A 12,139-nucleotide genomic window follows, 5' to 3' on the forward strand; every position below is an offset into this window, starting at 1 on the left:
GGCGATTGTGCCGGCGGGAGGTCACTCAGGTCAAAGGTCAACGAGATGTCGCCCGATGGCGCCTACGAAACTCGGGGTTATTCAGAACGCGACCTCCGCCGCGACAAAACGCCATGGGCTTCCGCATGAGGAGGGAGGGGCTCCCTGACGAACCCCAGCTCGATGAATTCGGACATGACGGTGTGAGTTCTGTCGAGAACGAGCTTCCAGCGAGGAGGAAGAGCATAGCTTTCGCGCTCGATCACGACGTCATCCTTCTTGTTATGCCAGTGCCGCCATTGTTTGAGATATACCGTTTCCCTCGTCAGCCTGTCGATCTGCTTCACGTAGAAATCGACCTGATCCGGCCTCATCTCGTGAAGGCTGGAGATGGACACGGATATATTGATGAAATCATCAGGGATGAGCTCGATCTGAGAGGGATCGAGAAACACGATGTCGGCGCTCTCCAGCCTTTCCCGGACCGACTCGAAATCGGTGAAATTCTCGGGTCCGAAAATGGTCTTCTCCGGCAACGTCTGTTGCAGATACCAAGCGGCGGTACTCAGCGCCGGCTGGATGTCGACGATCATATACCGCACGTTCCTGGTCGAAAGGGCGACATAGGCAAGCCGCCCATAGCCGGCGCCGATTTCGAGAACGCGCGCGGGTCGCTCGGCATCGAAGTTCATGGTGAGGCGCTCGACCGCACACCATTCGTCCAGGGAGTTCGCCAGATCTTGCGAAATGAGCTTTCCCTGTAGACGGACGCGAATGGGATTTCCGACGACCGGCTCTTCCAGATTCTCATGATACCGGTGCGGGTCATGACAGGCCGCATGATACCAACGCAGTGCCGTGAAGAAGGCATAGAAAGACAGATACCCCGGCCTGTTGAACGGATTCCCGCCTTCGAAGGAAACGACGTCGGAGGGATCAAGCTCATTCGACGTCTCCGCGACTGCGGAAATCGGCCAGAAGCTCGGCCTTTCCTTCCAGAAATCCATCAGATTAGCGACTTGAGGATCGGTAAAGTCGCCCGGGAGCCACTGGAAGTAGTTATTGTTGATCGTTCTTTTGAAGTTCTTGAGTTTGCCCCCTTCTATCGCGAGGGCATTCCTCGCTTGCATGTCACGCCAGAAGGCCGACGGCGTAAAATGACCGCCTTCTGCGTCCGGGATCTTCACATCAGGACTCGCGCCTACGTCCTCGAGCAATGTTGTGATCCGTCGAATATTGGTTTCAAACGAATAGTCGTCCTTGACGAACTGGAAGCCGGCCTTAGACAGGGCATTCCACAGCGCGGGATCGGTATAAGCGCGCACAACCGCCTCGGCGAAATCCTCCGGCGTGTCGGCCACGAGCACATGCTCGCCTGGAATGATCGGCGTCCCCTCGACGGCTATCGTCGTCGCCACGGTGGGAAGGCCGGCCTGCAAGGCCGTGCCGACCTTGCCCTTGATCCCGGCACCGAACCTGAGCGGTGCGACGGAAAGCCTGCACCGTGCCATAAGGGGGTCGAGGTCTTCGACGAACCCGAGCACCTCTATTCCGGCGCCGGCCAGCTTCTCGACAACCGGCGTCACCTGGCTTCCCACAATCAGGAAACGCGCATCCGGCACCCGCGCGCGGACAAGAGGCCAGACCTCCTTCGCGAAGAAGACAACGGCATCGACATTCGGCGGGTGCTGATACGTGCCGACGAACATCATATCGGCCCGAGCATCGAAGCCGGGCACGTCGAGTTCTTTCGGCACCTCCCGGACGAGCGGGATCAGATGGACCTTGGCGCCCGGGATTTCCTTGGACAGCAATTGCTGCTCGAAGCTGCTGACAACGATGGTGGCGTCACTCTTGGCGATGGACGCGTATTCGCTCTTCTTCATGTCCGCAGCTTCGATGGCGAGTGCCTTGTTCGAAGTGAGCGCGGCCTCGCGCTCAAGTCTCATGAAGTGAACATCGACCATATTGAAGACGATCTTGGCCGACGGTGCAAATGTGCGGACGAGGTCGATGTATTTCTCGGCGATATACGCCCGGCAAAGAACAACAGTTTCGATGCGCTCTCCGAGCTCGCGAAGAATTTCCTCGATCGAGGAATAGCGCGGATACCAGACGGCATCGATTCCAAGAAGCAGGAGGTGGTCCGTGTACTTGCCACGATGAATGAAGTTGCTTTCTGGGACGAACATGAGCTCATAGCCGAGGTCGAAGAATATCCTCATGAGATTGAGGGCTTCGATCGATCCGGCATTTTGATCCGGCGTGGGCGTGTCCGCATCGACATAAAGGAGGATCGGCGACTTGTGCCGATTCTTGTCGAAACTCAGTTCGGATTTGTCGATTTCAGCGGGATGCGTGGTCACGAACCGCATCCAGTCGTCGCGGCGCTCGGCTTCTCGATCCTGCTCTAACGGCGGCGTGTTTTCAACGACCGCAGCCTGAGGCATGTAAAAATAGCGCTCGTTCCATTTCTGCATCTGCGCGCCGAAATCGGCGAAGGCACCATGCAGCGACTTATACTCCACATTCAGCCCGCCTGCGGTCGCCAGCAGGGACGCGCGCGCAATCAGGACGCGCAGCGAGAAGTCTACGCGCTTCGACGAAAGGTTCGAAGCATCGGAGCCGGGTGTCTTGAGAGTGATCGCACTCTCCGGCAAATGGCGCGCAAACCGCCCTCCCATCGATTGAACATCACCGTTCTTGGAGACGACCTTCGCCGCTAGGGCCCCGTTAACGGCGAGCCCCTTGGCAATCGCCTCAAAGAAGCCAGGCCTTACGGAAAGGCCGCGCTCCAGGATGACGACATTGTTGCCGCGCATCTTGTGAAGTGCCTGCTGGGCTGCCAGGACCGGCGACGTGCCGGGGGGGAATGGGCAATAGGTGACATCGTCCCTGCCTGAAAAAGCGATCGGGGAGACATCTTTAGCCCCGATGTCGATAACGGTGACCTCGGCCGTGAAAGGAGAGAGATCGCTTACGATCGAATGGATCACGCCGAGTGTCGTCAGCGTGGGGCCGGCAATGACGATAATCGAAAAGTCCGGAGTCTTGTCGGCCGGCACCGCGTCGAGTCGCGACCAAGGGCCCTCCGACAACACCGTCTTCGCCTCGGCGGCGGGGCGTGTTGCATCCGGGTGGGATTTCCAGTTCGAAAAGCTCTGAAGACGCTCGAATGTTCCCGGCGAGAGGCGAAACAGCCCTTGCTTCAGCCGGAAGCGACGCTCCAGAGAGAGAGGTAGAACCAGCCAGATCTTGCGCCCCACCTGTTCCAGCACCCTGACGATCCGGCGAAGGCCACCGCGCACGCTGGCTTTGATGCGGTGACGAATTCCGGGCAAAGTCAGATAATTCACAGACTTGGCAACGAAATTCAACGCGACGCCACGAACGCTGTTAGTTTTCAGATATTCATCAGCCAGGCGCTGAAAGCGATACAGGCCAAAGCGGAAGTGCATATAGAGATTAAGGTGGAACAAAATCGCCACCAGTCTCGGAGAAAATCTGACATGGCCGGCCCTGACAATATGAATGGTCAGTGGCAGGAAGGGAAACATTCTCCAAAGCCAGAAGCGATGTTCTCGTGCGACGAGATTCGCATAGACCTGCGGATCGCTGGAATCACGAACCATCAGGACATCGGGCAATTCCAGATGTTTTCCATAGCTCGTTGTGCTTCCGGCGACAGCCCAATCGATGCCGAAGAAGCTGCGGATCGGGAAGACTTTCTGCAGGACCTCCGTGCGGAACACGCCATAGTAGCGGCTATTGTCGGCCGGGTTCGTGAAATACTGGGCCGCGTTCTCCCGCGCCGTGCCCAGCAGAGGAAACGTCCCCGTCGACTTGTGGCTGGGGCGGCCGTCAACCGTGAACAGCACCCGCGATTGGCTAAGAATGCAATCCGGCCGGTCCTCGAGCGCTGTCAAATGACGCTCGATGAAGACCGGCGCCCAAAGATCATCCGCCGCAGCCCACATGAAATAGGGCGTGTGCGCTTCCATCAACACGAAACGGAAGTTCATCGCCGCTCCGAGATTCGTCGCCTGGCGAATGTAACTGATACGCTCATCGAGGCGCGCGTATTCGGCGCAAATTTCGCCTGTCTCATCCGTCGAACCGTTGTCCGAGATGATCAGCTTGAAATCCTGAACGGTCTGAGCTTGCAGGCTGTCCAGCGCAGCCCGCAATGTCGCCGCGCCGTTATAAACAGGCATCCCGATCGTGATGATCGCCACGTTTGCGTGTCCTCGTTTGCCGTCAACCCGTGGACTAGCAATCCATTGGGAGTTTGAGAATGATCAGACCCGCCAAGCGGCGGCGCCCTTTTCCGTGAAAGTGCAGGTCATCACGTCGCCCCTCTCCTTCTTCAGGGTCCTGAGTACCTCGGGGCGACGCATTGGCTCGACTAAAAAAAATATGAACCCCCCGCCGCCGGCGCCGGAGACCTTTCCGGCACGGGCACCTGCCGCCTTTGCCACTTCGAGAATATGGTCGATCTCGGGGTTGCTGATGCCTTCCGCCATCATCTTCTTCGATGCCCAACTCTCGTTGAGGATGGCGGCAACTTCATCCAGATCGCTCTTCAGCAGCGCGATCTTCATTCGCAAGGCATCGCTCTTGATCCGGTGCATCGCTTCCAGCGCGTCGGCCTTGGATTCGCTCACATTGGCGGTTTGGCGCTTGATGATGGAGGCCGAGTCGCGTGACGTTCCGGTGAAATAGAGGACGATCTGGCTCTCGAGCTCGTGCAGTGTCGATTCACGGACGCGCAGGGGGTTGACGATCACCCGATCGCTCATGAACTCCATGAAGTTGATTCCGCCGAAAGTGGCCGAGTACTGGTCCTGCTTTCCGCCGGATTGTCCCGCGTCGATCCGTTCGATCTCGTAAGCGAGCTGCGCGACGTCGTATTCTCCAAGCGGCAGGTCTAGAAGTTCCTGGTAGGCTTGGATCATCGCCACGACGAGGGTGGAAGAAGAGCCGAGGCCGGATCCTGCCGGTGCGTCGCAATATGTGGTGACGCAGACGGGAAAGGGCTCGTTTCCAAGGAAGTCTCGGACGATCCGCTTGTAGACGGCTTGGTGAAGGGAGAGGCCGGATGCACGATCGAAGGAAAAGTCGAGATCGCCTTCGAAGGTCGTTTCCCGGTCAGCTGCGACAAAGGTCACTTTGCGCGTCTTCGGCAGGGAAATCGCTGCGTGAGCGTACATCGCGATCGTGGCATTCAGAACAGTTCCGCCGAACTGCTCGCTATACGGAGAAACGTCGGTGCCTCCGCCGGCAAGTCCCAGGCGCAACGGTGCACGTGCACGGACACTCGAACCCTCGAGTTGTTCCGAAAGACCCTTGAGCCTGCCATACATTGTTACAAACCCGGGTGCTCGCCTATGGGGATTCAACGATGTCGTAACCAGGCAAGCGCTGCCGCAGGTCCGAAGCCGGAACAGCCGCGCACAGGGGCCCGGATCGGCCGCGCGCTCAGGCGGACGCTGACGAAGACGGGGAAGGGGCCTTGCGCGCGATGATGTAGTTGCTCCATCCAAGCGCCGACCAGAAACCCATCTGCCGCCAGATCATGTTGTCGAGCTTGTGCCCGCGCGCCATCAGCTCCTCGGCGATGATGCCGAGGTCGATTTCGCCGCCCTCAACCATGGTGAAGCCGTATCTCGACAGCTTTTCTCTGACGAGATCGACCTCGTAGGTATGCTGATGGGTGCCATCGTCGAAGAAATTGCATGTCTGGAGAGTGAACCCCTTTTCCTTCAGATCGGCCGCCTTGGGAAAGGCCATCGTCTTGGGATTGGGCCACTCGAAATAGATGCGCGCGCCGTCAGCTGCCGTTTCTGCGATGTAGCTGAATAGGTTGTCTAGATTGGACAGATGCTCGATGAGGTGCGAAGCCAGATACCCGTTGAAGCGGACTCCGGGAAAATTCGGGCGGCCATCGTCCAGATTAACGACATCCCAGGCTTCGTAATTCTTGGAATGCTGGCCGACTGCGAGATCGACACCGTACATGCGAATATCTTTTCGCACCGGAGGCATCCACTCACGCCAGAAGGAAAGCCCCCCGGTACTCGCGCCGATATCCAACAGACGCGCATCCGCAGCCAGGGTCTTCAGGAAACGGAAGCGCGGATACATCAGCCAGAACGCGTGTTCGAGCTGCTCATCGGCGATCGGAAGCGATGGCTTCCGATCAATGAGTCGGTAGATGCGGTCGGTATCCAAGGATTTCTCCAGATCCGTAGAGAGGGCGGACGCAGATAGCCTGCTGCCCGGCACTCACGCAATGCGTTTGAGATAGCAATCGGGCCAGCCGGTGATCACCTGGTCCAGATCGCTTTCGTTAAAAAGCCACTTCGGCTGCTCCAGCACGAACTCGGGGTGGCGCGCCAGGAATTCCTCGTTAGCCGCACAAGGGTTATCGTGCGCCCATTCGGGTTTACCGCGTGGAGTGTCGTAGACGTCACGCATGATCCCGTCGGTCGAAACGATATACGAGCCGATGCTCACGAGGTCGCTATAAGCATCGAGCTCTGCGGCAACATGGGCCTTGCTGTGGTTGGAATCGAAGATCACGAGGACCCGTTCGCCAGGCTTGATCAACGATTTGATACGGGCAACGATCTCCGGATCGATCGAAGACCCTTCGATCATGGTAATCATGGAGGCCAGCTCGTGCTCTTCGAGAGCCCGGCGGTTATGCGCGCGAATCTCGATATCGACGCCGATGACCCGGCCATGCCCCATCGCCTTCAAAAGCGAGGCGTAATAAATCAGTGACCCGCCATGGGCGATGCCTGTCTCCACGATGACGTCGGGCTTGACCTGATAGATGACTTCCGCGAGGCGCACCATGTCCTCGGGGTGCTGCACGATCGGCCGTCCCATCCAGGTGAAGGTGTAGGGATATTTCTGATCCCAGCTCAGCTTCGTCCAGAGCTCGGAGACGGTCTCAAACGCCTCCTTCGAATAAAGCGGCATCTTCCGTTCGCTGCCATTGGCAGAGACAGACACTGTTCGCACGTCGGTATCGATCGTTATTTTCACGGGAAAGCTCTCTCGTCGTGTTCAGCTGCCACCGGGCACGCGGTCAGGCGTGCCTCAGCCCTTTTCAGGATGGCGAAAAACGTGGTGAGGGTAGATCTGCTCCGACAAGAGCCCATCGCCGCGAACGACGGCTTCTTCGACGGCCTCGGTCGCGCCGATGCAACTCGAGACGACGGAGTCGTCGAAGACATAATATCCGCGGCTGACCATATGCGGCTTGGAAACCAGATAGGAGTACTTCACGGCCTCGTAGATATCGCAATCGACATGCGCGAGGGCCACGGTGCCGGCCTCCTTCAGGACAGCCGACGCCGTATCTTCGAAGAACCCCTTGACGACGGTCACGTTGTCCAGCCCCAAGCGCGTCTTGGCGCTCAGCACTTCCTCGTAGCTGGTGTTCTGGAAATCGCCGGCATTGTGTGCGTCGACCGACTTGTCGGTGACCGGCATGCCCTCATAGCTATCCAGCGCGTAGACGCGTGCCTGCGGCAGGAACTTCCTCGCCAGCGCGCCCATGAAGAAAGCCGATCCGGCGCGATAGGAGCCGTATTCGACGATGTGGCCGTGCGGCAGGCGAGGAAGGAAGAATTTGACCAGAAGGAATATGTTCATCAGTCGGTCAATCGACACGACCGAACGGCCACGCGCGAACTCGAAAGCGTCGATGTAGTCCGGGTCGGCGGCGACCTTGCTGCGCAGGTCCCCAAATTCGAGCCCCCATCCACGCTGGTATCCCTCGTAGACGCTGCGCCCTCCCCGCATCTGATCCGGTATGCCACCGATTTCCGGCAGATACGTGGATTTCGTCATGATATCAGCCTTCTTTCAGGGATCACATTCTAAGGAAGCTACTGGCCAGTGCGCCGGAAATGAGGCCAATCTCGGAGATGCTTCCCAAACCGACCGACCGCGCGGCAAGAGCAACGCGATGCCTCCCAAGATCACTCGGGGAGTGCCTTATCAAGTCCGGAGCGGCGTCGTCAATTGCTCGGTGGCTTTGTTTCCTCGGAACTGCCTGAGCCGCCTGCCATGCCGTCGTTCGAAATGCGGCCCTCAACACCGAGATGTATCTACTAAACGCTGAGATGCCACCGCTACTCAACGTCGAAGGCCTCGAAAGCCGCATCCAGATTGATCAATCCGTCCATGATCCGGATTCGGCGCACGTCGAAGTGCACGATGCGGGATCGCACATCGGCCATGACCTCTTCGGAAGATGCTATTCCGAGATCAATGAAGCAGGCGCCGGCCGCCACCGCCATCGGGAAGCGGAACCGGTATGCCCGCTGCGTGCCCGGAAGCCCGGGCGGGAGGGCAAGATCCATCCAGCCGGTGTGATCTGCATAGACCGTCACCCCTTTGCCGGTTGAAACGGTCAATCCCACGATCGGCTTTTCGACCATGCGGTTGAATTGGACTTTTAAATACACCTCAACGATCGCGCCGTTGTCGATCAAGGGCGAATTCGCTCTTTCGTCCGAAAATATAAGGAAATCAACGATACAGGCGTCCTTGTTGCCGTAACGAACTTCACTCTTGTTATACAATGGATTCAAGATGCATCGGTCTTCGCCGTCTGCGGTCTTCTCGGCTAGGAAGCGCGAAACCTCCGCGGCGCCGCGTCCGTTCTTCGGGTCGCTTTCGGAAGCCTCCTTATGAGGGAGAGCCTCCAGGGGCTGAGAGAGGCCGTCGCCAGAGGGGAGGGCGCTCGTCGAATCCGAGGCCGGATTGATTTGCAAGCTGCCGGTCGTCATGATTTCCGTGAAGCGGGCAACGATCCGTCTTGGCTCTCCCGCATCAACCACGCGCCCCTGATGAAGCAGGATGGCCTCGTCGCAGAATGCAGTCACCGATGCGCGGTCATGGGTGACGTAAAGGATGGTCTTTCCGGCCTCCTGGAACGATCTGAATTTCCTGAAGCATTTCTCCTGGAATTTGGCGTCGCCCACGGCCAGAGCTTCGTCGACGATCAGGATATCCGGATCGACATGCACCGCCGCGGCAAAAGCGACCCTCATGAACATTCCCGATGAATAGATCTTGACCGGCTGGTCGAAGAAATCCCCGACATCCGCGAACGCCTGTACCTCTTCGATGCGTGCCTCGATGCTCCGTTCGTCGAGGCCCATGATCATCGCATTCGTTATGACGTTCTCGCGGCCGGTGAGGTCAGGGTTAAAGCCAGCTCCCAGTTCCAGCAGGGCTGCGACACGCCCACGAACATCAACCGTTCCCTGCGTCGGCTGCAGCACCGAGCAGATGATCTGCAGAAGCGTCGATTTGCCCGATCCGTTGACGCCGACGATGCCGATCGTCTTGCCTCGCGGCACATCGAGATCGACGTCGCGCAAGGCCCAGAATTCGCGGTGATAGGACTTCCGGAAAGGACTCAGCGCTTCCCGGAGTCGGTCGCCGGGCGACGCAAACAGACGGTAGATCTTCGACACGCCCTGCAAGCGAATCGCAAGTTCGGCCTCCGGAACTGCCGACTGAGCCGCGGGAGCCATCATTACAGAACGTCCGCAAAATGATGTTTCAGGCGTCGATAGGTTTGCAGTCCTATCATGAGCACTGGAAGGACGACTACCCAGAAGCGAAGGCTGTCAACTAAGGAAGGCATGGCGAGGGTCGGCAGGAATGCAGCCCTGTAGAGCGAAAGCACATACGTCATCGGATTCCAGCCGATGATCGCCTGCGCTCCCGCGGACAGGACCTCCTGCGACCAGACGATCGGGGTCATCCAAAACCAAAGCTGCAGCAGCAGGCCGGTGATCTGGCCGACGTCCGACTGAAAGGCGTTCAGCGCGGAGGTGAGATAGGCGAGGGCGCCGGCGAGTGCCACGAGACAGATGAATGCGTAGACAAGGATGAGCAGGCGCGGCGTCGGCCAAAAGCCGTTGATGCTCACGATCGCGAAAGTGATGCCCAGGAGGCCGGCATGAATGATCGCAGCCGCCGTGATAGGGATTGCGGGAAGTATCTCGAGCGGAAAGGCGATCTTCTTCACGAGATGCCCTTGGGAAATCACCGCCGACGAGCCGTTTGCTACCATTTCTGAAAAGCACAGCCAGGGCACAAGTCCGGTGATGAGGAGCAATACAAAAGGCGCCGAGCCGCTCGACGGCATGCGCAGCCCGTATTCAAAGATAAACCAGTAGACGAACAGCATGACAGCGGGCTGCGCCAGGGCCCATGTCGTGCCGAGCGCCGTCGAGGCGTAGCGGTCGCGGACTTGGCTGCGAGCAAGACGCCAGATCAGCTCGCGCTTGGTCCACAAGCTGGGGATCAACGGCCGCTCAACGAGCATTCTTGTCCATCTCCGACACAGCTCCGCTGAGCAGCCCGCCTTCCGACAGGAATTTCCGAAGATCCCCCCCCGGAAAAAGATGTCCTGCAATGCCGAAGGCGTCCGCGGCGGCAACGTCGTGAGCCTGATCGCCGACGAGAAAGCTGCGCTCGCGGTCGATGGGGAACTGCTCCGAAATATCGCGCAGCATGCCGTCGCCGGGTTTGCGACGATCGCTGACATTTCTGTAGGATGCAATCACGGCATCCGGATGATGGGGGCAGTACTCGAACCGGTCGATATGCGCTCCAATGGCCATCAATTCGCGCTGCATCCAGCTATGGAGGTCCATGACTGCCTGCTCGTCATACAGGCCGCGTGCCACCCCAGCTTGATTGGTGACAACGAAGGCATACCAGCCGCGGTCGTTAACGGCTTTGACCGCCTCGCGGGCGCCTTCGACCCAGGTAATCTGGTCTGGGCGATGCGCGTAACCGACATCCATGTTCAGCACACCGTCGCGGTCGAAGAAAACGGCCGGGCGCGTGCGCCGCGTGGGGACTTCGGTCTGGGCGCGCTCAAAATCGTCGGGAACGCCGATATCGATGAAGTAGCCATCATAGACCCGACCGCTCAAGCGGCCGGACGCCGCAAGTTTCGGCAGAACATCCATTTCGAGTGAGCAGAAATCGCCGTCCAGTTCTGCCAGAATCTCCCGGCTGAGCAGATAGACGCCGCCATTGACCGGACCCAAGGCGGTAGGCTTGGCACTGAAAAAGCCGGTCACCTTTTCGCCGGCAAGGCCGATACGTCCGTAGCGCCCGCCTGGAGGAAGGGCCCTCAAGGCCAATGTTCCGAGCCAGCCGGGCCGCATCTCTACCGTCACGAGGTCGATCAGGTTGAAGTCGAACAGCGTATCGCCGTTGAGCAGCATAAAAGTCGAATCCAGCATATGAGCGGCATGGCGGAGCGCTCCACCGGTGCCCGCGGGTTCCGGCTCGACCACGCATCGGACGGCGGCTCCCCAGTCGCCTTTCTCATAACGCTGCTGGATCACCTCTGCCCGGTAGCCACAGGACAGCACAATCTCCTCGATGCCATGCCGCGACAATGTCTCGATCAGTGTATCGAGAAACGGCCGGCCTCCGACGGCAAGCATGGGTTTCGGAGTGTCCGCCGTCAGGGCTCCGAGCCGGGAGCCCTTTCCGCCAACGAGGATGACGGCCTGCCTCAGCACAACTCGTTCTCGACGATGCCACACAACAAGTGACCGATAGCGATATGCATCTCCTGAATATGATTAGTCTGGTCGGATGGAACCTTGAGGCACATGTCGCAAAGCGAGGTCATGGCGCCGCCGCCGCTGCCCGTCATACCGACGGTTGATATGCCGAGCGCCCGGGCTGTTTCCAGCGCCTTCACGACATTCACGCTGTTGCCCGAGGTGGAAATGCCGATCAATACGTCGCCGGCCACGCCGATTCCGCGAAGCTGCCGCGCAAAGACCTGATCGAAACCGTAATCGTTGCCGATCGCGGTCAGAGCCGAGGTATCCACGGTCAGAGCTAATGCGGGAAGTGGTCGCCTGTCCTTGAGGAAGCGGCCCATCAGCTCGGCGGCGAGGTGCTGGGCATCGGCAGCGGAGCCGCCATTGCCGCAGAGGATGATCTTGCGGCCGGCCTTCAAGGCAGCCACCAGAATTCCCGCGCAGGAAACAACTGCGGGCGCCAAGGGTGCCAGCCGAGTGAAATTGTCGGCGACAGTCGTGAAATAGGCTTCAACTTCTGACTGCATCACTCTCTCGAATCGTCCGGTGGAGTG

The 12,139-nt window shown here is 58.9% G+C and carries 9 protein-coding genes; all 9 read right to left on the minus strand.

Features of this window, described 5'->3' with window-relative positions; translation table 11 throughout:
• Positions 1 to 77 precede the first annotated feature (77 nt).
• The 9 genes from VGV58_RS05405 to VGV58_RS05445 all read right to left on the minus strand — a co-directional run bounded on the left by VGV58_RS05405 (position 78) and on the right by VGV58_RS05445 (position 12,112).
• The gene (locus tag VGV58_RS05405; RefSeq protein ID WP_326872946.1) at positions 78 to 4,214 is read right to left on the minus strand and encodes a putative sugar O-methyltransferase; all 4,137 of its coding nucleotides are present in this window, start codon (positions 4,212 to 4,214) and stop codon (positions 78 to 80) included.
• 63 nt (positions 4,215 to 4,277) lie between these two features.
• On the minus strand, positions 4,278 to 5,342 hold the full coding sequence (locus VGV58_RS05410; protein WP_326872947.1) for a GHMP family kinase ATP-binding protein: 1,065 nt from the start codon (positions 5,340 to 5,342) through the stop codon (positions 4,278 to 4,280).
• 115 nt (positions 5,343 to 5,457) lie between these two features.
• A complete protein-coding gene (locus tag VGV58_RS05415; protein ID WP_326872948.1) occupies positions 5,458 to 6,210 on the minus strand; it encodes a class I SAM-dependent methyltransferase in 753 nt (250 codons plus the stop codon).
• A gap of 54 nt (positions 6,211 to 6,264) precedes the next feature.
• On the minus strand, positions 6,265 to 7,032 hold the full coding sequence (locus VGV58_RS05420) for a cephalosporin hydroxylase family protein (RefSeq protein WP_326872949.1): 768 nt from the start codon (positions 7,030 to 7,032) through the stop codon (positions 6,265 to 6,267).
• Between the two features lie 54 nt (positions 7,033 to 7,086).
• Entirely contained in the window at positions 7,087 to 7,842 is a 756-nt protein-coding gene (locus VGV58_RS05425) for a TylF/MycF/NovP-related O-methyltransferase (RefSeq protein ID WP_326872950.1), read from the minus strand.
• Between the two features lie 284 nt (positions 7,843 to 8,126).
• Entirely contained in the window at positions 8,127 to 9,542 is a 1,416-nt protein-coding gene (locus VGV58_RS05430; RefSeq protein ID WP_326872951.1) for an ABC transporter ATP-binding protein, read from the minus strand.
• The gene (locus VGV58_RS05435) at positions 9,542 to 10,339 is read right to left on the minus strand and encodes an ABC transporter permease (RefSeq protein ID WP_326872952.1); all 798 of its coding nucleotides are present in this window, start codon (positions 10,337 to 10,339) and stop codon (positions 9,542 to 9,544) included. The genes VGV58_RS05430 and VGV58_RS05435 overlap by 1 nt, the downstream gene beginning before the upstream one ends.
• Positions 10,329 to 11,579: an HAD-IIIA family hydrolase gene (locus tag VGV58_RS05440; protein WP_326872953.1), complete on the minus strand. Its 1,251-nt coding sequence runs from the start codon at positions 11,577 to 11,579 to the stop codon at positions 10,329 to 10,331. The genes VGV58_RS05435 and VGV58_RS05440 overlap by 11 nt, the downstream gene beginning before the upstream one ends.
• The gene (locus VGV58_RS05445; RefSeq protein WP_326872954.1) at positions 11,549 to 12,112 is read right to left on the minus strand and encodes a D-sedoheptulose-7-phosphate isomerase; all 564 of its coding nucleotides are present in this window, start codon (positions 12,110 to 12,112) and stop codon (positions 11,549 to 11,551) included. The genes VGV58_RS05440 and VGV58_RS05445 overlap by 31 nt, the downstream gene beginning before the upstream one ends.
• Positions 12,113 to 12,139: the final 27 nt, after the last annotated feature.

Origin of the sequence: Allobosea sp. (assembly GCF_035944895.1) — a bacterium.
Taxonomy (GTDB): Bacteria; Pseudomonadota; Alphaproteobacteria; order Rhizobiales; family Beijerinckiaceae; genus Allobosea.